General features: G+C 70.2%; 14 protein-coding genes. 3 read left to right on the top strand and 11 right to left on the bottom strand.

The features are described from left to right. Window positions 1-149 precede the first annotated feature (149 nt). Window positions 150-1,022, top strand: a complete 873-nt coding sequence (gene purU / locus AC07F0_RS34820) for a formyltetrahydrofolate deformylase (protein WP_478983923.1) — start codon at window positions 150-152, stop codon at window positions 1,020-1,022. A gap of 67 nt (window positions 1,023-1,089) precedes the next feature. Next, window positions 1,090-1,881: an IclR family transcriptional regulator gene (locus AC07F0_RS34815; protein WP_478983922.1), complete on the top strand. Its 792-nt coding sequence runs from the start codon at window positions 1,090-1,092 to the stop codon at window positions 1,879-1,881. Window positions 1,882-2,207: 326 nt separating this feature from the next. Here the strand turns inward: AC07F0_RS34815 and AC07F0_RS34810 are convergent, their stop codons facing one another. The 11 genes from AC07F0_RS34810 to betA form a co-directional block, all read right to left on the bottom strand. After that, window positions 2,208-2,813, bottom strand: coding sequence for a sarcosine oxidase subunit gamma (locus AC07F0_RS34810; protein ID WP_478983921.1), 606 nt, complete (start codon window positions 2,811-2,813; stop codon window positions 2,208-2,210). After that, window positions 2,806-6,186, bottom strand: coding sequence for a sarcosine oxidase subunit alpha family protein (locus tag AC07F0_RS34805; RefSeq protein WP_478983920.1), 3,381 nt, complete (start codon window positions 6,184-6,186; stop codon window positions 2,806-2,808). Before AC07F0_RS34805 ends, AC07F0_RS34810 begins: the two co-directional genes overlap by 8 nt. A 20-nt stretch (window positions 6,187-6,206) precedes the next feature. Further along, window positions 6,207-7,439 (bottom strand): sarcosine oxidase subunit beta family protein, encoded by a 1,233-nt coding sequence (locus AC07F0_RS34800; protein WP_478983919.1) that lies wholly within the window; start codon window positions 7,437-7,439, stop codon window positions 6,207-6,209. Then, window positions 7,436-8,719 carry a serine hydroxymethyltransferase gene (gene glyA / locus AC07F0_RS34795; RefSeq protein WP_478983918.1) on the bottom strand — a complete coding sequence of 428 codons (1,284 nt, stop codon included), beginning with the start codon at window positions 8,717-8,719 and terminating at the stop codon, window positions 7,436-7,438. The genes AC07F0_RS34800 and glyA overlap by 4 nt, the downstream gene beginning before the upstream one ends. Then, a complete protein-coding gene (locus tag AC07F0_RS34790; protein ID WP_478983917.1) occupies window positions 8,716-9,576 on the bottom strand; it encodes a bifunctional methylenetetrahydrofolate dehydrogenase/methenyltetrahydrofolate cyclohydrolase in 861 nt (286 codons plus the stop codon). Before AC07F0_RS34790 ends, glyA begins: the two co-directional genes overlap by 4 nt. 26 nt (window positions 9,577-9,602) lie before the next feature. Then, the gene (locus AC07F0_RS34785) at window positions 9,603-12,041 is read right to left on the bottom strand and encodes a GcvT family protein (protein WP_478983916.1); all 2,439 of its coding nucleotides are present in this window, start codon (window positions 12,039-12,041) and stop codon (window positions 9,603-9,605) included. Between the two features lie 226 nt (window positions 12,042-12,267). Then, window positions 12,268-13,230, bottom strand: coding sequence for an ABC transporter substrate-binding protein (locus AC07F0_RS34780; RefSeq protein ID WP_478983915.1), 963 nt, complete (start codon window positions 13,228-13,230; stop codon window positions 12,268-12,270). A 13-nt stretch (window positions 13,231-13,243) separates the two neighbouring features. After that, window positions 13,244-15,244: an ABC transporter permease gene (locus tag AC07F0_RS34775; RefSeq protein ID WP_478983914.1), complete on the bottom strand. Its 2,001-nt coding sequence runs from the start codon at window positions 15,242-15,244 to the stop codon at window positions 13,244-13,246. Continuing rightward, window positions 15,244-16,332, bottom strand: a complete 1,089-nt coding sequence (locus AC07F0_RS34770) for a quaternary amine ABC transporter ATP-binding protein (RefSeq protein WP_478983913.1) — start codon at window positions 16,330-16,332, stop codon at window positions 15,244-15,246. Before AC07F0_RS34770 ends, AC07F0_RS34775 begins: the two co-directional genes overlap by 1 nt. Window positions 16,333-16,351: 19 nt before the next feature. Beyond that, the gene (locus tag AC07F0_RS34765; protein ID WP_478983912.1) at window positions 16,352-17,821 is read right to left on the bottom strand and encodes an aldehyde dehydrogenase family protein; all 1,470 of its coding nucleotides are present in this window, start codon (window positions 17,819-17,821) and stop codon (window positions 16,352-16,354) included. Between the two features lie 196 nt (window positions 17,822-18,017). Further along, on the bottom strand, window positions 18,018-19,676 hold the full coding sequence (betA, locus tag AC07F0_RS34760) for a choline dehydrogenase (protein ID WP_478983911.1): 1,659 nt from the start codon (window positions 19,674-19,676) through the stop codon (window positions 18,018-18,020). Window positions 19,677-19,884: 208 nt separating this feature from the next. On the opposite strand from betA, the gene AC07F0_RS34755 reads away from it, so the two are divergent. Further along, the gene (locus AC07F0_RS34755; protein ID WP_478983944.1) at window positions 19,885-20,631 is read left to right on the top strand and encodes an IclR family transcriptional regulator; all 747 of its coding nucleotides are present in this window, start codon (window positions 19,885-19,887) and stop codon (window positions 20,629-20,631) included.

The following is a 20,631-nucleotide window of genomic DNA, read 5'->3' as shown; positions in this document are numbered from 1 at the left end:
TCATGTGCAACGTGCTTCTTGCTACGCAACTCACGGTGCAGTCCGGCCCGAGCGGTGTCAAGCCCTTGACCGCAGGCCGTCGCAGCAAGGACCATGTTGCGTATCAATCAGCTCGTTGCGTAATACGCACTTCCCTCTGGGAGGGCTCCGTGTCTCCTCGACCCACCACCGGCCGCGAGTTCGTCCTCACCTTGTCGTGCCCCGACCGCTCGGGCCTCGTCCACGCGGTCACCGGCTTCCTGGTCCGGTACTCCGGGAACATCCAGGAGAGCCAGCAGTTCGACGACCGGCTTGAGGACCGCTTCTTCATGCGGGTGCACTTCGACGTATCGGACCCGGGCACATCGCTGGAGGACCTGAAATCCGGCTTCGCGCAGGTGGCGGAGGCGTACCGCATCTCCTGGCAGCTGTACGAGGCGTCGACGCCGACGCGCACGCTGATCATGGTGTCGAAGTTCGGGCACTGCCTGAACGACCTGCTCTTCCGCTGGCGCGCCGGCGCGCTGAACATCGAGGTGCCGGCGATCGTCTCCAACCATCGCGACTTCGAGCCGCTCGCCGAGAGCTACGGGATCCCCTTCCACCACGTGCCCGTCACCCGGGAGACGAAGCCCGCGGCGGAGGCGCGGCTGCTGGACCTCGTCGACGAGCTGGACATCGACCTGGTGGTCCTCGCCCGCTACATGCAGATCCTGTCGAACGACCTGTGCAAGCAGCTCGAGGGGCGGGCGATCAACATCCACCACTCGTTCCTGCCGAGCTTCAAGGGTGCCCGCCCCTATGTCCAGGCGTACGAGCGCGGCGTCAAGCTCGTCGGAGCGACGGCCCACTACGTCACCCCGGACCTCGACGAGGGCCCCATCATCGAGCAGGACGTCATCCGCGTGAACCACTCGCAGGGGCCCGACAGCATGGTCGCCCTGGGGCGCGACGTCGAGGCGCAGGTCCTGGCGCGGGCGGTGGAATGGCACACTCAGAGCCGCGTCATGGTCAACGGCAACCGTACGGTCGTCTTCCGTTGAGGAATCCCCTGAGGAAAATCACTCCCACCCCCTCACACCTATTGCCCAGTTCACCTAGGGTTTCGCCATGAGCAACCACGGCGCTGAGACCTCAGGCGCTCCCAGTGGCGGAGTGCAATCCGTTGACCGTGCCGTCGCCGTGCTGGAGATCCTCGCCCAGCACGGCGAGGCGGGCGTGAGTGAGGTGGCCGCGGCGATCGACGTCCACAAGTCCACCGCCTTCCGTCTGCTCGGCGCGCTCGAAGCGCATGGGATGGTCGAGCAGGAGAGCGAACGGGGAAAGTACCGTCTCGGCTTCGGCGTCGTGCGCCTGGCCGGCGCCGTGACGGGCCGTATCGCCGTCACCAGACACGGGCGCGGGATCTGTGAGCGTCTCGTCGACGACGTGGGCGAGACGATGAACATCGCCGTGCTCGAAGCCCACCACGCGATCAACCTCTACCAGGTACGCGGCTCGTCGGCCATCGCCGCGCAGAACTGGGTGGGACGGCTGACGCCGCTGCACTGCACGTCGAGCGGCAAGATCCTCCTGGCCCATCTCGCCCGCGAGGAACGCGACGCGCTCCTCGCCGAGTCCGGACTTCCCCGCCTGACACCGCGCACGGTGACCTCCAGGAAGAAACTGGAGGCGGACCTGTCCGAAGCCCGTGAGCAGGGCTATGCCATCACGCTGGAGGAATACGAGGAGGGCCTCAACGCCCTGTCCGCCCCCGTGCGTTCGGACGGCGGCCAGGTCGTCGCAGCCCTCAGCGCGTCGGGGCCGGCCTTCCGGCTCACCGTGGAGCGGATGCACGAACTCGCGCCCCTGCTGGTCGCGGGAGCGGACGAGCTCGGCCAACGGCTCGCCCATGCGGACTGAGGTTCACGACTAGGGCCTGTTGCGAAAGTGCCCTCTGCCGCGCGACGCCCGGCACGCTCCCCCACTGCCTTGAGGGCGTGGGAGGTGCCCCCCACTCGCCGCACCGCCCGAAAGCCCGAGTACGCCCAGTACGAGGGCTTCCGGGCGGCACTCCCCCAGCCTTCGGCCGGGGGGACCCCCAGAGCACGCACCGGACGCCGCGCGGCCGCCCTCCGGGCGACGAGGCCACTTTCACAACAAGCCCTGGCGCGGAACAGACCCTCACGACAATCGGCGGTCGGTGATCCGGTGTCCGGATCACCGACCGCCGCTGCACGCTGCCCGCGTCAGCCCGTCCACTCCACGGCCGCGTCCAGCAGCCAGTCCGTCAGGTAGCCGGCGAAGGACGAACGGACCAGCACCCAGAACCCGGCTCGGGGCTCGTCACGGGCGACCAGGACGACCTGGGCGCGGGCCAGGTTCGTCTGGGCGCAGCGCCCCGGGCCGAAGAGCCGCGGGTGAAGATCGAGCGAGCAGCCGTGGGCCAGGAGGTCGCGGGCCCGGGGGCCGGCGACGAGGAGCGTGGTGCGCTGAGCCGAGACATCGATGACGGACACGGGCTCGTCGCCCGCGGCCTCACGGATCCGGCTCTCCAGGTCCTGCCCACCGCCCGGCGGTCCCACCACGAGCCATTCGTCGGGGCCGAGCCACAGCGCGGTCAGTTTCCCGGCGCGGACCACGGTGCCGGGTTCGACGGGGAGTTGGAGCCCCAGCGCCAGCCCCACGGCGTCCGCCGCCGCTCCCTTGGGGTCGAGACGCACATTGATCTGCGTCAGGAAGGGCAGTTCCGCCAGCCGGATCGCGCCCCCGGAGGCGCGGGTCGCGGCGGCCAGCCGGCCGGCGGCAGGCGACAGGGGGCTGCGGAGCGGGGTGGTAACGGCGGTGTCAGCCATCGCGGCGGGCTCCCTCGGGGTCGTAGAGGACGGGGCTCGCGACGGTCACCGGGACCAGCCGGTCGCCCACGGGGGCGTAGAGACGCTCACCGATGCGGTCCCGGCCGCCCTTGACGAGCGCGAGGGCGAAGGTCCGGCCGAGGGCCGCGCTGCGGTAGCTGGACGTGACGTGACCGAGCATCGGGACGGGCGGCGCGGGCAGCACACTGCCTGCGACCAGGTGGGTGCCTTCGGGGAGGAACGTGCCCGGGTCCTCCGGAAGCAGCCCGACCAGGTGCTTGCGGTCGGGGCGGGCGGTGTCCGCGCGGGCGAAGGAACGCTTGCCGAGGAAGTCCTTCTTCTTCTTGGACACCGCCCAGCTCATGCCGAGGTCCTGCGGCGTCACCGTGCCGTCGGTGTCCTGGCCGACGATCGGATAGCCCTTCTCCGCGCGCAGGACGTGCATGGTCTCCGTGCCGTACGGGGTGATGCCGTACGGCGCGCCGGCCTCGTACAGCGCCTCCCACAGGGCGAGGGCCTCCCACGGTGACACGTTGATCTCATAGGCGAGCTCGCCGGAGAAGCTGATCCGGCACACGCGCGCGTCGATGCCGGCGACGGTCGTCTCGCGCCACGCCATGAACGGGAAGTCCTCGGCTGCGACGGCGAGTCGGGGCGCGAGCGAGCCGAGGATCTCGCGGGAGCGCGGGCCGACCAGGGCGACGGTGGCCCACTGCTCGGTCACCGACGTGCAGTGGACGCGCAGGTCGGGCCACTCCGTCTGGAGCCACTCCTCCATCCAGTCCAGCACGGCGGCGGCGTTGCCCGTCGTGGTGGTGACCAGGTAGCGGTCCTGGTCGAGGCGGATCACCGTGCCGTCGTCGAAGACCATCCCGTCCGGGCGGCACATCACGCCGTAGCGGATCATGCCGACCTTCAGGGTGCTCATCATGTTCGTGTAGAGCAGGTCGAGGAAGACGCCGGCGTCCGGGCCCTGCACGTCGATCTTGCCGAGGGTGGAGGCGTCCATGAAGGCGACGCCCTCGCGGGCGGCCGCACACTCGCGCAGTACGGCCGTCTCCATGTCCTCGCCGTCCTGCGGGTAGTACCAGGGCCGCTTCCACTGGCCGACGTTCTCGAACAGGGCGCCGTGCGCGACATGCCATTCGTGCAGGGCGGTGGTGCGGATCGGGTCGAGCAGGGCACCGCGGTCGCGGCCGGCGAGGGCAGCGAAGGAGACGGGGGTGTACGGCGGCCGGAAGGTGGTGGTGCCGAGCGCGGAGATGTCCACGCCGAGCAGTTCGGCGACGACGCCGCTGGCCAGGACGCCGGAGGTCTTGCCCTGGTCGTTCGCCGTGCCGGCCGTGGTGTAGCGCTTGGTGTGCTCCACGGAGCGCAGGCCGGCTCCGGTCGCCCGGGCCAGGTCGTCGACGGTGACGTCGCGTTGCAGGTCGACGAAGCGCGGGGCGTTTTCCCGGCCCGGGACGGTGAAGACCCGCATGGGCGGCGTCTGCGGTGGCGTGGCCACCTGGGGCAGGCGCGGGGCCTGGCAGGTGTAGCCCTCGGCCTCCAGCGCTCGGGCACCGGCGGCGGCTCCCTGGGCGAGGACCCGGGCCAGATCGAAGACGCCGCTCGCGCCGCCCGCGACCTCGACGGCCTGACGGCAGGTGTCGGGAACGAAGGTGCCGAGTTCCTCGTCGTGGCGGAGCTTGCCTCCCGCCTGGCTGAACAGGTGCGCGACCGGGTTCCAGCCGCCGGAGACCAGGAGCAGGTCGGCGGCGAACTCCCGTCGGTCCGTCGTCTCTCCGTTCGTCTCTCCGTACGGGGCGACGGTCACTGACGTGAGACGGGGAGCGCCTTCCGTGCCGGTGACGGCGTGGCCCGTCAGCACCTCGATGCCGGCCTGGCGGGCCCGCTCGGCCCACTCCCCCGGCTCGGGACGGGTGTCGACGACGGCCTCGACGGTCACGCCCGCCGCCGCGAGGTCCAGTGCCGCCGCGTAAGCGCTGTCGTTGGTGGTGAAGACGACCGCGTGGCGGCCGGGCAGGGTCCCGTACTTGTTGACGTAGGCGCGGGCCGAGGCGGCCAGCATCACGCCGGGGCGGTCGTTGTCCGAGAAGGCCAGCGAGCGTTCGTGCGCGCCGGTGGCGAGGACGACCCGGCGGGCGCGGATGCGCCAGACACGTTCGCGGGAGACGTGCTCCGGGGCCTCGGCGCCGAGGTGGTTCGTGCGGCGCTCCACGGCCAGGAGGTGGTTGTCGTCGTAGTAGCCGAAGACGGTGGTGCGGCGCAGTACGCGTACGTCGGGTGCCGCGTCGAGTCGGGCCGTGTTCTCGTCCACCCAGTCGAGGAGTTCGCCGGTGCCGAGGAGGCTGCCGCCCGGTTCGGGCTGGTCGTCGGCGAGGATGACGCGGGCACCTGAGCCGGCGGCGGCTGCCGCCGCGGCGATGCCGGCCGGGCCCGCGCCGACGACCAGGAGGTCGCAGTGGGCGTGTACGGCGTCGTAGCGGGAAGGGTCCGGGGCGGTGGCGAGGCGGCCCTGGCCGGGGAGGCCGGTCGCGGCGAGGCCGTCGTAGAGCTCGACGGTGGTGGCGGGGAGCATGGGCTCGGGGAACGGGGCCTCGATCTGGACGACCGCGTTGGGTTCCTCGGCGCCGGCCGAGAAGATGCCGCGGGGGCGGCCCAGCTTGATGCTGGTGCCGGTCTGGATGACGCCGTTGGCGAGGAGGGCGGAGGCGAGGGTGTCGCCCTTGTAGCCCTGGTATGCGGTGCCGTCGAAGGTGAAGGTGATCGGGGTGTCGCGGTGGATGCGGCCGTGGGTGGGGTGGCGGAACGGCTGGGTTTCCTCGCCCCCGCCGCCCCTACCCGTCCCATCCTCCAGGGGCTCCGCCCCTTCGACCCCGCTGGGGGCTACGCCCCCAGACCCCAGCGGGGGCTGCGCCCCCTGCACCCCCACCGGGGCCGTCGCCCCAAGCCCGGACCCCAGCGGGGGCTGCGCCCCCTGCGCCCCCACCGGGGCTGCCGTCCCGGACCCCCCTTCGGCCTGAACGGCCTCGTCCTCAAGCGCCGGACTGGCTGGTGGTGCCGGACTCGGCTGGAAAGTGGCCGGACGCGACTCCACCGTTTCCGGGCGCTCCTCCCCCGCCCGGTACACCGTCAGGATCTCGTTCGTGGACGTGTCCCGCACCGCGTTGAACCAGCGGCGGCAGCCCGCCGCGTGGGTCCAGCGTTCGGCGAAGGGGCCCCTGGGGTTGTCACGGAAGAAGAGGTAGCGGGCCCACTCCTCGTCGGTGAGGGAGGACGGGTCCCGCGGGTAGGGCACGTGGGCCTGGCCGCCGTAGTGGAACTCGGCCTCGTCGCGGGGCCCGCACCACGGGCAGGGGATCAGCAGCATGGGTCGGCTCCCTGATGGTCCTAGTGGGCCACCGCGGCCGCGCCGTGCTCGTCGACGAGCGCGCCGGTGGTGAAACGGTCGAGCGAGAAGGGGGCGTTCAGCGGATGCGGTGTGTCGTGGGCGATGGTGTGGGCGTAGACCCAGCCGACCCCGGGGGTGGCCTTGAAACCGCCGGTTCCCCAGCCGCAGTTGAGGTAGAGGTTGTCGACCGGGCTGAGGCCGATGATCGGTGAGGCGTCGGGGCTGACGTCGACGATGCCGCCCCAGGTACGCAGGACGTGGGCCCTTGCGAATACCGGGAAGAGCTCCAGGGCCGCCGACATCTGCTCCTCGATGATGTGGAAGGCGCCGCGCTGGGTGTAGGAGTTGTACGCGTCGATGCCCGCGCCCATGACCAGCTCACCCTTGTGGGCCTGGCTGACGTACACGTGGACGGCGTTGGACATGACGACCGTCGGGTGGACGGGTTCCAGCAGCTCCGACACCAGGGCCTGCAAGGGGTGGCTCTGGACGGGGAGTTCGATGCCCGCCATGGCCGCCAGGACCGAGGTGTGGCCCGCCGAGCAGAGCGCGACCTTGCCCGCCGCGATCGGGCCGCGGGTGGTGTGGACTCCCACCACCCGGTTGCCGACGACGTCGAGGCCGGTGACCTCGCAGTTCTGGATGATGTCGATCCCGGCGGCGTCGGCGGAGCGGGCCAGGCCCCACGCCACGTGGTCGTGCTTGGCGATGCCCGCGCGCGGCTGGTAGGTCGCGCCCAGGACCGGATAGCGCACGTCCGGGGAGATGTTGACGATCGGGCAGACCTCCTTGACGCCGTCCGCGTCGAGCCACTCGGCGTCCACACCGTTGAGGCGGTTGGCCTCGACGCGGCGCACGCTGTCACGGACGTCCTGGAGGCTGTGGGCGAGGTTCAGCACACCACGTTGGGAGAAGAGGATCGGGTAGTCGAGCTCCTCGGCCAGCCCCTCCCACAGCTTGAGCGCGTGTTCGTAGATGCCGGCGCTCTCGTCCCAGAGGTAGTTGGAGCGGATGATCGTGGTGTTGCGGGCCATGTTGCCGCCCGCCAGCCAGCCCTTCTCCAGCACGGCGACGTTGGTGATGCCGTGGTTCCTCGCCAGGTAGTGGGCGGTGGCCAGGCCGTGGCCGCCACCGCCCACGACGACGACGTCGTACGAGCGCTTCGGCTCGGGGTTGCGCCACAGCCAGTCGGGGTGTTCGGGGAGCTCGGCGCCGGGGGTGCGGGGGCTCATCGGGCGTCTCCGTCCTCGGACAGGTGGGGGTAGAGCGGGTGCTCGGCGGCCAGGGCCTGCGTGCGGGCGCGCAGAGCGGCGACGTCGGGCTCCGGCTGGAGGGCGAGGGCGATCACGTCCGCGACCTCCGCGAAGTCCGCCTCGGTGAAGCCGCGGGTGGCCAGGGCCGGGGTGCCGATGCGCAGGCCCGAGGTCACCATCGGCGGGCGCGGGTCGAAAGGCACGGCGTTGCGGTTGACGGTGATGCCGATCTCGTGGAGCAGGTCCTCGGCCTGCCGGCCGTCGAGTTCCGAGTCGCGCAGGTCGACCAGGACGAGGTGGACGTCCGTGCCTCCGGTCAGGACGCGTACCCCGGCCGCCGCCGCGTCCGCCCGGGTGAGGCGTTCGGCGAGGAGGCGGGAGCCGGCGAGTGTGCGGGCCTGGCGTTCGGCGAACTCCGGTGACGCGGCGACCTTGAACGACACCGCCTTCGCGGCGATGACGTGCTCCAGGGGGCCGCCCTGCATCCCGGGGAAGACCGCAGAGTTGATCTTCTTGGCGAGGTCGGCCTCGTTGGTGAGGATGACGCCGCCGCGCGGGCCGCCGAGGGTCTTGTGGGTCGTGGTGGTCGTGACGTGGGCGTGCGGTACGGGGTTGGGGTGCAGTCCCGCCGCGACCAGTCCCGCGAAGTGCGCCATGTCGACCATGAGCAGGGCGCCCACCTCGTCGGCGATCCTGCGGAAGGCCGCGAAGTCGAGCTGCCTCGGGTACGCCGACCAGCCCGCGATGATCATCTTGGGGCGGTGTTCCTTGGCGAGGCGCTCGACCTCGTCCATGTCGACGAGGTTGTCCCCCTCGGACACGTGGTACGGCACGACGTTCAGCATCTTGCCGCTGTAGTTGATGCGCATGCCGTGCGTGAGGTGCCCGCCGTGCGCGAGGTCGAGGCCGAGGATGGTGTCGCCGGGCTGGAGGAGGGCGAAGAAGACGGCGGTGTTCGCCTGGGCGCCCGAGTGCGGCTGCACGTTGGCGAAGCCCGCGCCGAAGAGGGACTTGACGCGCTCGATGGCCAGCCGCTCGGTGACGTCGACGTGTTCACAGCCACCGTAGTAGCGGCGGCCGGGGTAGCCCTCGGCGTACTTGTTGGTCGCGACCGAGCCCTGTGCCTCCATCACGGCGGTGGGCGCGAAGTTCTCGGAGGCGATCATCTCGAGGGTGGACTGCTGGCGGTGGAGTTCGGCGCGGAGCGCGGCGTGGACCTCGGGGTCCAGCTCCGCCAGGGGGGTGTTCAGCGCGTTCATACGGGGTTCGCGTTCCTCTCGGCGGCCTCGACGACATTGGCGAGCAGCATGGCCCGGGTCATGGGGCCCACGCCCCCGGGCATCGGCGCCAGCCATCCGGCGACCCGGGCGGCGTCCGGGTGGATGTCACCCACCAGGCCCTGGTCGGTGCGGGTGATGCCGACGTCCAGGACGGCCGCTCCAGGACGCAGCATGTCCTTGGTGACCAGTCCGGGCGAGCCGGCGGCCGCGACGACGACGTCCGCCTCGCGTACGTGCCAGGCCAGGCCCTTGGTACCGGTGTGGCACAGGGTCACGGTGGCGTTCTCGGACCTGCGGGTGAGCAGCAGCCCGATGGGCCGTCCGACGGTGATGCCCCGGCCGATCACGCACACCCGTGCTCCCGCGAGCGGCACGTCGTGGCGGCGGAGCAGTTCGACGATGCCGCGCGGGGTGCACGGCAGCGGGGCCTCGACGCCGAGGACGAGCCGGCCGAGATTGACGGGGTGCAGTCCGTCGGCGTCCTTGGCGGGGTCGATCCGTTCCAGTACGGCGCCCGCGTCGAGGTGGCGCGGCAACGGGAGCTGGACGATGTAGCCGGTGCAGGCAGGGTCGGCGTTGAGCTCGTCGATCGTCTCCTCGACCTGCTGCTGCGAGGCGTCGGCGGGCAGCTCCCGCCTCAGGGAGGCGATGCCTACCTGCGCGCAGTCCCGGTGCTTGCCACCGACGTAGGCCCGACTGCCGGGATCGTCACCGACCAGCACGGTACCGAGCCCCGGCGCCCGACCGGTGGTCGCGGTCAACTTTCCCACGCGCTCGGCAAGTTCGAGACGGACTGCGGCGGCGGTCGCCTTGCCGTCAAGGAGTTGTGCGGTCACCTGGAGTTCCTTCCAACGCCGAAGACTCAGCCGCGAAGACGGGACATCGCCGGATCGAACAGCGGCTCTTCGGCGACGACCGCCTCGACGCTCTGGTCGAAGTAGCCGATGTGCACCACCGTCCCCGGAACGGCGAGCTCAGCCGGCAACCACGCGTAGGCGATCCCCTTGCCGATCGTGTAGCCGTACGCCGCACTCGTGACGTACCCGACCGCACAGTCGCCGTCGTACACCGGCTCCTTGCCCATCACGACCGCCCTCGGGTCCTCGATCGTGAGACATGTGAGCTTGCGCCGCACATCCGCCTTGCGCCGCTCCAGCGCCGCCTTGCCGATGAAGTCGTCCTTGTCGAGCTTGACGGCGAACCCGACTCCGGCCTCGTAGGGGTCGTGCTCGTAGGTCATGTCGGTACCGAAGGAGCGGTAGCCCTTCTCCAGACGCAGGCTGTTGAAGGCGCCGCGGCCGGCGATGATGCCGCCGAGCGGTTCGGCCGCACGCCACAGCGTGTCCCACAGCTTCTGGCCCAGGTCGGCCGTGGTGTACAGCTCCCAGCCGAGCTCTCCCACGTACGACAGGCGCATGGCCGTCACCGGGACGGAGCCGACGTAGGCGTGCTGGGCTCGGAAGTACTTGAGGCCGTCCTTGGAGAAGTCCGCGTCCGTCAGAGGTTGCAGGACCTCGCGGGCGAGCGGGCCCCACAGGCCGATGCAGCAGGTGCCGGGGGTGATGTCGCGGACCTGGACCGTGCCGTCGGCGGGGAGGTGACGCGTGAACCAGTCGAGGTCCAGGTTGCCGTTGGCGCCGACCTGGAAGCGGTCGGGGGCCAGCCGGGCGACGGTGATGTCGCTGCGGATGCCGCCGTCGTGGTCGAGCAGCAGCGTGTACGTCACCGAGCCGACGGACTTGGCGACCTTGCCGGTGCACAGCCGCTCCAGGAAGGCGGCGGCACCGGGGCCGCTCACCTCCAGGCGCTTGAGGGCCGTCATGTCGTACATCGCGACGGTCTCGCGGGTGACCTGGGCCTCGGCGCCGACGATGGGCGACCAGTAGCGCGCGGCCCAGTCGTTGGGGGTCGGGATGGAACGGCCTTCGACCAGGCCGGCGTTGGCCTCGTACCACTGCGGGCGCTCCCAGCCGTTGGCCTCCAGGAAGAAGGCGCCGAGCTCCTGCTGGCGGGTGTGGAACGGGCTCGTGCGGATCGGGCGCGGGTCTCCCGACGGCTGGAGGGGGTGGAGGATGTCGTAGACCTCGACGAAGTTCTGGCAGTCGCGGGCCAGCACGTACTCGGGCGAGAGCTGGTGCGGCTCGAAGCGGTTGACGTCGCACTCGTGCAGGTCGAACGAGGAGCAGTGGCCGTCGACCAGCCACTCGGCCATGGCCCGTCCGACGCCCGCGGAGTGGGTGACCCAGACGGCCTCGGCGACCCAGAAGCCCTTGACGTCCGGGGATTCGCCGAGCAGCGGCAGGCCGTCGGTGGTGAAGGAGAACAGGCCGTTGATGCCCTCCTCGACCTTGGCGTCCTTCGTCGCGGGGAGCAGCGACTGGGTCTCGCTCCAGGCCTCCTCGAAGTCCTCCTCGGTGAACTTCAGGACGGACGGCATGTCCTCGGCCTCGCCCACGGAGAGGATGTCGTCGGCGGAGACCGGCATCGGGCGGTGGCCGTAGTAGCCGATGCCCAGGCCGTCGAAGCGGTCGCGGTAGTAGAGGTCGGCGTCCTGGTGGCGCAGGATCGGGCGGATGGCCTCCTGCGTCTGGCCCGCCAGGGCCGGTACCGGGCCCGTCCAGGCGAGCTGGTGGGCGAGCGGCGTGAGCGGGAGGTTCATGCCGGCCATGCGGGCGATCCTCGGGCCCCAGATGCCGGCGCAGCACACGACGATGTCGGCGGGGATCTCGCCCTGGTCGGTGAGGACGCCGGTCACCTCGCCGTCGGCCCTTGGTACGTCGAGGACTTCGTGGCGGGCGAGGAAGCGCACGCCGCGCTCGGTGGCCCGGCGGATCTGCGCCTCGACGGCGGGGACCGCCTTCGCGAGGCCGTCCGTGGGCACATGGAGGCCGGCGAGGACCTTGTCCGGGTTGACGAGCGGGTGCTGTGCGACGCACTCCTCGGTGCTCAGCAGCCGGGACTCGATGCCCCAGGAGGTGAGCCAGCCGTGGCGCCGCTGGAGTTCCCTGACGCGCTCCGGGCTGGTCGCCACTTCCAGGCCGCCGACCTGGAGGAAGCAGGACTCACCGTCGACGTCGAGCGAGCAGAACTTCTCGACGGTGTAGCGGGCCATCTCGGTCATGGTCTTGGAGGGGTTGGTCTGGAAGACCAGGCCCGGGGCGTGGGACGACGATCCCCCGGTGGCGGGCAGCGGGCCCTGATCGACGACGGTCACATTGGTCCAGCCTCGCGCGGAGATCTCATCGGCGAGCGCTGCCCCCACGACGCCCGCTCCGATGATGACCACCCGGGGTCCCGCCATCGCCGCACCTCCGACGTTGAAAGCGATGCAGTTGCTGTGTGCGCAACAGAGTTCAGGTTGCGCAACTCAATGTGCCCGCCGTGGACAGGCGTGTCAAGGGGTCCGCGACGCCGGAAAAACCCCGGAAGCGACAGGGAGGAATCACCAGAAAACGAAGAGGCCCGGCAGGCTGGAGACACAGCCTGCCGGGCCTTTCCGGCGGGGTTCACACAGACAGTCGTGCGCCCTACTTGATCCAGGCGTCGACCTTGCCGCGGTTGGCCTCGACCCACTTCTTCGCCGCGGCCTCGGGCGCCATCTTGTCCACCGCGATGTACTTGGCCACGGTGTTCTGGTCGTCGTTCGTCCAGTTGAACTTCTTCACCAGGTCATAGGCCGGGCTGCCCGACTTGGCGAACTTGGCGCTGACGATCTTGTCCAGTTTGTACACCGGGTAGTCGCAGGCGACCTTCTCGGCGTCGGCGTCGCAACCCGTCTTGTACTCGGGCAGGCTGACCTTCTTGAGCGGCACCTCGGACAGGAACCACTGCGGCTCGTAGAAGTAGCCGATCACCCATTCCTTGTTCTTCTCGGCGTTGCGGTACGCCTGGATGAGCGCGGTCTCGCTGCCCGCGTACACCACCTTGAAGTCCAGTTTGAGGTTCTTCACCAGCGCCTCGTCGTTGGTGACGTACGAGGGGTCGCCGTCGAGGAGCTGCCCCTTGCCGCCCGACTCCGAGGTCTTGAACTTCGACGCGTACTTGTTCAGGTTCTTCCAGTCCAAGATGTCCGGGTGCGCCTTGGCCAGCCACGGCGGCACGTACCAGCCGATGAGGCCCTCGTTGCCGGTCGGGCCCGCGTCGACGGCGGTCTTCTGCTGGGTGATGTACTTCTTCTTCAGATCGTCGTGGCCCCAGTTCTCGACGACGGCGTCGACCTCGCCCGTCCCGAAGCCCTGCCAGGCGATCTCCTCCTTCAGGTCCTTCTGCTCGACCTTGCAGCCGAGGTCGTGCTCGGCGACGTAGGCCAGGACCGCGGCGTTCGCCTCGTAGCCCACCCAGGGGTTGATCGCGAGGTTGAAGGTGCCGCACTTGCCCGAGCTGCCCGAGCCGCCCGCGCTGTCGTCGCCGACCTTCGCGCCTGAGCAGGCCGTGAGGGTGAGGCCGAGGACGGCCAGGCCGGCAGCGCCGGCTCTGAAGTGTCGTGCCATGGTGTGGTGCTCCTTATGCGCCGGCGCGGCGAGCCGCTGCCTGAGTGATCCGGTCGAACATGACTCCGAGCAGGACGATGGCGAGCCCTGCCGCGAGTCCCTTGCCGTACAGCTGGCCCTGTGAGAACCCGGCCACGACGTCGTAGCCGAGGGCACCCGCGCCCACCAGACCGCCCACCACGACCATCGACAGGACGTAGATCAGGCCTTGGTTGGTCGCGAGGGTCAGGGCGCCCCGCGACATGGGCAGTTGGACCTTGGTGATGATCTGCCAGGTGTTGCACCCGGTGGAGGTCGCCGCCTCGACGGTGGTCTCGGGCACGGCCCGCACCCCGTCCGCGATGATCTTGATGGCGACCGGTGCCGCGTAGACGACGGCGGCGACGATGGCCGTGAACCGTGTCGCGCCGAACAGCGCGAGGAACGGCACGAGATAGACGAACGGCGGCATGACCTGGGCCGCGTCCAGGGTGGGCCGCAGCAGCCGGTCCACGAGCGCGCTGCGTCCCATCCACACGCCGAGGACGACGCCGAGCAGCATCACCAGCACCGTCGCCACCGCGGTGGACGCCAGCGTCGTCATGCCGTCCGACCAGACGCCGGTACCGACGAGCAGGCCCACGCACACGGTCGTGGTGACACCGGCGCGCCACCCGCCGAGCACCGTGCCGATGGCGACGAGGAAGGCGCCGACGAGCCACCACGGGGAGTCGGTGAGCACGGTCTGGAACGGATTGAGCAGGCCGTTGGTGAGGGTGTCGCGGAAGGCGTTGGTCAGGCCCGACAGGTTGTCCTGTGCCCAGGTGGTCACATCGGCCGCCGTCTTGGCGATGCTGCTGCCGATGCCGCCGTCGCCGGGGAACTCGGCCGCCCAAACATACGTGTGCGACAGGTACGCCAGCACGACCGCCGCCACCGCGCCTGCCGCGAGCAGCTGCCGCCGCCACTTGAGGAAGGGGCTGTCCGAGCCCCGCGCCGTCTCCGCCCGTGCGCTCGCCGCGGTGGTGACCCGGTCCAGCACGATGGCCATGACGACGATGGCCAGACCGGCGTTGAAGGCCGTGCCGACGTCCAGCGACTGCAGGGCCTGGACGACGGTCTTGCCGAGGCCGGGCGCGTCGATCAGGGCCGCGATGGTCACCATGGCCAGGGCGGCCATGATGGTCTGGTTGACGCCCATCACCACGGTCCGCTTGGACATCGGCAGCAGGACCTTGAGCAGCGCCTGCCGCCGCGTCGCGCCCATCGAGTCCGCCGCCTCGACCGTGGTCCGAGGGACGGAGCGGATGGCGTGCGCGGTGATGCGGATCGCCGGTGGCGCCGCGTAGATGGCGGTGGCGATCGTGGCCGAGGCGGGACCGATCAGGAAGAACAGGGTCAGCGGCGCCAGATAGACGAAGGTCGGCATCGTCTGCATGAAGTCCAGGAACGGCGTGACGATCCGGTGGAACCGTTCCGACAGCCCGGCCCACACGCCCAGGGGAATGGCGAACAGCAGCGCCACGAAGACCGCGGAGAGGGTCAGCGCCAGCGTGTCCATGCTCTCCTGCCAGAGCCCTTGCAGGCCGAGGAAGGTGAAGCCGGCCACGGCCAGCAGCGCCACCCGCCAGTTGCCCACCGCCCAGGAGACATAGCCGGCGATGCCGACGACGCCGAGCCAGCCGATCTGCGGAACCGGGCGGTCCGCGGACGGCTGGGAGATCAGCTCCTGGACGAAGGTCACCAGGGTGTCGATGACCAGGCGGATCTCGTTGAAGAAGTAGAGGAAGAGGGGGTTGGAGTTGCGGTCGGCGCCGATCGAGTCGTTGACGTCGTTGAACCACCGGTGCAGGTCGGTCAGGTCGGCGGCCGCGAGGGACAGGGTCTGCTTGCCGCGCAGCACGGCGAAGAGCACCAGCCACAGGAGCAGGAGCGCGGCCACCACCACGGCCCGGTTGACCGTACGCACGGGCCGGGCGGGAGCGGGTGGCTCCACGGCCCCGGTCTTCTCCGGTTTCTCCATCGCGACGGTCATCAGGCGTCGCCTTCCTGCCCGGCGACCACCGCGAGGATCTCCTCGTCGCCGACGATGCCGAGCAGCTTGCCGTCCTCGACGACCTTGACCGGCTTCTCGGCGGCGAGCACCGCACGCGTGGCCTCCTTCACCACGACGTCCGGGCCGAGCTCGGGGCCGTCCAGGGGGTCGTCGGGCTCCGCCGGGCGCATGATCCACCGCAGGGTCAGGACGTCACCGCGGGGCACGTCCCTGACGAAGTCGCGTACGTAGTCGTCGGCGGGGGCGCCGACCAGTTCGTCGCCGGTGCCGCACTGGACCGTTCTGCCGTCGCGCATGATGAGGATGCGGTCGCCCAGCTTCAGCGCCTCGGACAGGTCGTGGGTGATGAACACCATCGTCTTGCCGACCTCGTGGTGCAGACGGATGACCTCGTTCTGCATGTCACGGCGGATCAGCGGGTCGAGCGCCGAGAACGGCTCGTCGAACAGGAGCACGTCCGGATCGCCGGCCAGTGCGCGGGCGAGGCCGACGCGCTGCTGCATACCGCCGGAGAGCTGGTCGGGGTAGGAGTTCTCGTACCCGGAGAGGCCGACGAGTTCGACGACCTCCATGGCCCGCTTGGTGCGCTGGGCCCGGCTCATGCCGCGGATCTCCAGCCCGAACGCCACGTTGTCGACGACGCGTCGGTGCGGCAGCAGCCCGAAGTGCTGGAAGACCATGGAGAACTTGCTCCGGCGCAGTTCGCGCAAGCGGCCAGCGTCCGCGTCGCGGATGTTCTCGCCCTCGAAGAGGATCTCCCCGTCGGTGGGTTCTATGAGCCGGGTCAGACAGCGCGCCAGGGTGGACTTGCCGGAACCGGACAGGCCCATGACGACGAACACCTCGCCCGGCGCGACGTCGAAGCTCACGTCGCGCACGGCGGCGGTGCATCCGGTGCGGTCCATCAGTTCGCGGCGGGTGAGCCCGCGCAGTTCCTCGGAGCCCGGTACCTGGTCCGCCTTCGGTCCGAACACCTTCCACATCGCGCGTACGGAGATGACCGGCGTGCCTGCCGCGTCCTGGGATGTGCCGCGCCGCTGCGGCACCTCGGTCGTTGCTGGGGTCATGTTCGACCTCTTTCGGCGTTCAGCCGCGGAACCAGTGCTGCGGCCTGGGTTGGATGTTCTGCCAGATGTGTTTGGGCTCCCGGTACTCGGCCAGGCCGGTCGGGCCCAGCTCCCGGCCCACGCCGGAGTGCCCGAACCCGCCCCACTCCGCCTGCGGCACATAGGGGTGGTAGTCGTTGATCCACACCGTGCCGTGGCGCAGCCGGCGGGCGACCCGCTGGGCCTTCCCGGCGTCCTGCGTCCAGACGGCGCCGGCGAGTCCGTACTCGGTGTCGTTGGCGATGCGTACGGCGTCGTCCTCGTCGGTGAAGCGCTCCACGGTGAGCACGGGTCCGAAGGACTCCTCGTGCACCACCCGCATGTCCTGACCGCACTCGTCGAGCACGGTGGGCGGGTAGTAGTGGCCGTCGGCGAGGGCCGGGTCGTCGGGGCGTTCGCCACCGCAGCGCAGGACGGCGCCCTCGGCGAGGCCGGCCGCGACGTACGCCTCGACCTTCGCCAGGTGCTGGGCGGAGATCAGCGGGCCGGTCTCGGCCTTCGGGTCGAAGGGGCCGCCGAGCCGGATCCGGCGGGCGCGGCGGACCACCTCGTCGACGAACCGGTCGTGCAGCGAGTCCTCGACGATCAGCCGGGCGCCGGCCGAGCAGACCTGGCCCGAATGCAGGAAGACGGCCGTGAGCGCGAAGTCCACGGCCGTCTCGAAGTCGGCGTCGGCGAAGACGACATTGGGATTCTTGCCGCCGAGTTCCAGCGCGACCTTCTTCACGGTCGCGGCGGCGGTGGCCATGATGCGCCTGCCGGTGTCCAGGCCGCCGGTGAAGGAGATCAGGTCGACGGCCGGGTCCTCGGCGAGGGGTGCGCCCACCTCGGGACCGGCCCCCAGGACGAGGTTGGCGGCACCGGCCGGGAGCCCGGCCTCCGCCAGCGCCTTCATCAGCAGGACGGACGTCGACGGGGTGAGCTCACTGGGCTTGAGGACGATCGTGTTGCCCGCGAGGAGAGCGGGCGCGACCTTCCAACTCGCCTGGAGCAGCGGGTAGTTCCAGGGGGTGATCAGTGCGCAAACACCGATCGGCCCGTACTCGACGCGGCTGACGGCGTCGTCGCGGCCGGTGTCGATCACCCGGCCCGCGTCGGTACCGCCGAGCCCTCCGTAGTAGCGGAAGCAGGAGACGACGTCGGCGATGTCGTACTCGCTCTCCACGAACCGTTTGCCGGTGTCCAGCGATTCGGCGCGGGCGAACGCGTCGGCGTCGCGTTCGAGGAGGTCGGCGGTGCGCAGGAGGAGGGCGCCGCGCTCGCGCTCGGGGGTGCGCGGCCAGGGTCCGTCGTCGAAGGCCCGGCGGGCCGCGGCGATGGCCGCCTCGGCGTCGGGGCGGGTGCCTTCGGACACCGTCACGGAGAGCGAGCCGTCGGCGGGGCAGCGGATGTCCCGGTGGCCGCCGGCCACGGGATCCAGCCATTTTCCGTCCACGTACAGGTCTGCCACGTCGAGGGCCCTTCGAGCGAGTCGCGTTGCGCATCGTGCATCGAATTGCTTGTGGTGGAACACTCTGGAGAAGGCGGCAACCCACGTCAAGGGGTTGACGATGACGGTTTAGCCAAGGAGACAGCCACGAGAACGCAGCACCGGCAGGCCCGGAACGCCTTGCCTCCGGGCCGGTCGGCTGTCCGAAAAGCGCTGGTTACGGCAGGGGGCGGTGCCGGTGATAGGCGGCGGCGGACGGGGGCAGCGGATCCTTCCCGAGGATGAGGTCGGCCGCCTTTTCCGCGATCATCATCACCGGTGCGTAGATGTTGCCGTTGGTAATGTACGGCATCACCGATGCGTCGACGACACGCAGCCCCTCCACTCCGTGCACCCGCATGCTCGCCGGGTCCACGACGGCCATCTCGTCGATACCCATCTTGCAGGTACATGACGGATGCAGCGCGGTCTCACCGTCCTTGGCGACCCAGGCGAGGATCTCCTCGTCGGTCTCGACGGACGGCCCGGGCGAGATCTCCCCGGCGTTGTAGGGAGCCATCGCGGGCTGGTTGAGCAGCTCGCGGGCGACCCTGACGGCCTCGACCCACTCGCGGCGGTCCTGCTCGGTGGACAGGTAGTTGAAGCGCAGTGCGGGGTGCTCGGCCGGGTCCTTGCTCTTGATCTTCACCGAGCCGACGGCGTCGGAGTACATGGGCCCGACGTGCACCTGATATCCGTGCCCGCCGGCGGGCACGGAGCCGTCGTAGCGGACCGCGACGGGCAGGAAGTGGAACATCAGGTTGGGGTAGGCCACGTCCTCGTTGCTGCGGACGAAGCCGCCCGCTTCGAAGTGGTTGGTGGCGGCGGGGCCCGTGCGGAAGAGCCACTGGAGCCCGATGAAGGGGGCGCGCCACTTCGCGAGGTACGGCTGCATCGAGACCGGCTGCTTGCAGGCGTACTGGATGTACACCTCCAGGTGGTCCTGGAGGTTCTCACCGACGCCCGGCAGATCGTGTACGACGTCGATGCCGAGGGCGCGCAGTTCCCCGGCGTTGCCGACACCGGACAGCTGCAGCAGTTGCGGGGAGTTGATCGCCCCTCCGCACAGGATGATTTCGCGGGCACGCACCCGCTGGGGTCTGCCACGGCCCCGCCGGTACTCGACACCGACGGCCTTCTTGCCTTCGAAGAGGACGCGGGTGACCAGAGTGCGCGTCCTGATCGTGAGGTTGGGGCGCTTGCGTACGGGTTTGAGGTAGGCCTTGGAGGCCGAGAGGCGGCGGCCGCGGTGGACGTTGCGGTCGAACCGGGCGAAACCTTCCTGCCGATAGCCGTTCACATCGTCGGTGGGAGCGTGGCCCGCTTCCTCGGTGGCCTTCAGGAAGGCCTCGAAGAGCGGGCCGGCCCCCGGGCCGCGCTCCAGGACGAGAGGGCCGTCATGACCGCGGAACTCGTCGTCCGGGTCCGCGGCGAGACAGTTCTCCATCCGCCGGAAGTACGGCAGGCAGTGCGCGTAGTCCCAGGTCTCCATGCCCGGGTCGGCCGCCCAGCGCTCGTAGTCCATGGGGTTGCCGCGCTGGAAGATCATGCCGTTGATGCTGCTGGAACCGCCCAGCACCTTTCCTCGCGCGTGGTAGACGCGCCGGCCGCCCATGTGGGGCTCCGGTTCGGACTCGTATTTCCAGTCGTAGAACCGGCTGCCGATCGGGTAGGTCAGTGCCGCGGGCATGTGGATGAAGACGTCCCAGGGGTAGTCGGGCCGGCCCGCCTCCAGGACCAGCACCTGGTTGCCCGGGTCCGCGGAGAGCCGGTTGGCCAGTGCACTGCCGGCCGACCCACCACCGACGATGACGAAGTCGTACTGCAAGGGAGCCATGGGGCCTCGTCTCGCTCGCGCCGTTGAGAATGCGCGGCATGCTAGTACTCGTACCGCTATGCGCACCAGGTTGCGAGCGGCGCAACTTCTCCGAGGTCTGCACAAGGCCTTGACCTGCACCGCTGGCCGCTATGTTTAACGCCCGTATAGTTGCGTTGTGAGCAACTACCATGCAGATACCGAAACGACAACTGCGCCGACCGGTGGCGTGCAGTCCGTCGACCGCGCCATCACCGTGCTGGAGATCCTGGCCCGGCGCGGCGAGGCGGGAGTCAGCGAGGTGGCCGCCGAGATCGATGTTCACAAGTCGACCGCGTTCCGGCTGCTCGGCGCCCTGGAGGTGCGCGGTCTGGTGGAACAGGCGGGTGAGCGCGGCAAGTACCGCCTCGGCTTCGGCCTCGTGCGGCTCGCCGGCGCGGTCACCGGCCGCATCGACATCACCCAGCAGAGCCGCCCGGTCTGCGAGCGTCTCGCCGAGGAGATCGGTGAGACCGTGAACCTCGCCGTGATGCAGGAGCACTACGCGATCAACCTGTACCAGGTGCGCGGTCCCGGCGCTGTCACGGCGTTCAACTGGGTGGGCCAGCTGACGCCGTTGCACGCCACCTCCAGCGGCAAGATCCTGCTGGCCCACATGCCGCCCAGGGAGCGTGCCGCGCTGCTGTCGGAGACCGGCCTGAAGAAGCTGACCCCCCGCACCCTGACCGCGAAGCCGAAGCTCGAGAAGAACCTCGCCGAGGCACTCGAACGCGGCTACTCCTGGACCCTGGAGGAGTTCGAAGTGGGACTGCACGCCATGGCCGCCCCGGTGCGCAACAGGGACGGCGAGGTCATCGCGGCGCTGAGCGCCTCCGGACCGGCGTACCGGCTCACCGAGGACCGGATCCACGAGCTCGCCCCTGTGCTGGTCAAGGGCGCGGACGAGGTCAGCCACCGCATGGGCTACCTGGGCTGA

This window comes from Streptomyces sp. NPDC045955 (assembly GCF_056430805.1).
This window is presented reverse-complemented; position numbering and strand designations above follow the sequence as displayed.

What these genes read in the sequence shown, in the direction of transcription:
- betA (WP_478983911.1), bottom strand. Translation starts at nt 19,676, where the DNA reads ATGGCTCCCTTGCAGTACGACTTCGTCATCGTCGGTGGTGGGTCGGCC.
- AC07F0_RS34780 (WP_478983915.1), bottom strand. Translation starts at nt 13,230, where the DNA reads ATGGCACGACACTTCAGAGCCGGCGCTGCCGGCCTGGCCGTCCTCGGC.
- AC07F0_RS34810 (WP_478983921.1), bottom strand. Translation starts at nt 2,813, where the DNA reads ATGGCTGACACCGCCGTTACCACCCCGCTCCGCAGCCCCCTGTCGCCT.
- AC07F0_RS34770 (WP_478983913.1), bottom strand. Translation starts at nt 16,332, where the DNA reads ATGACCCCAGCAACGACCGAGGTGCCGCAGCGGCGCGGCACATCCCAG.
- AC07F0_RS34775 (WP_478983914.1), bottom strand. Translation starts at nt 15,244, where the DNA reads ATGACCGTCGCGATGGAGAAACCGGAGAAGACCGGGGCCGTGGAGCCA.
- AC07F0_RS34805 (WP_478983920.1), bottom strand. Translation starts at nt 6,186, where the DNA reads ATGCTGCTGATCCCCTGCCCGTGGTGCGGGCCCCGCGACGAGGCCGAG.
- AC07F0_RS34815 (WP_478983922.1), top strand. Translation starts at nt 1,090, where the DNA reads ATGAGCAACCACGGCGCTGAGACCTCAGGCGCTCCCAGTGGCGGAGTG.
- glyA (WP_478983918.1), bottom strand. Translation starts at nt 8,719, where the DNA reads ATGAACGCGCTGAACACCCCCCTGGCGGAGCTGGACCCCGAGGTCCAC.
- AC07F0_RS34785 (WP_478983916.1), bottom strand. Translation starts at nt 12,041, where the DNA reads ATGGCGGGACCCCGGGTGGTCATCATCGGAGCGGGCGTCGTGGGGGCA.
- AC07F0_RS34800 (WP_478983919.1), bottom strand. Translation starts at nt 7,439, where the DNA reads ATGAGCCCCCGCACCCCCGGCGCCGAGCTCCCCGAACACCCCGACTGG.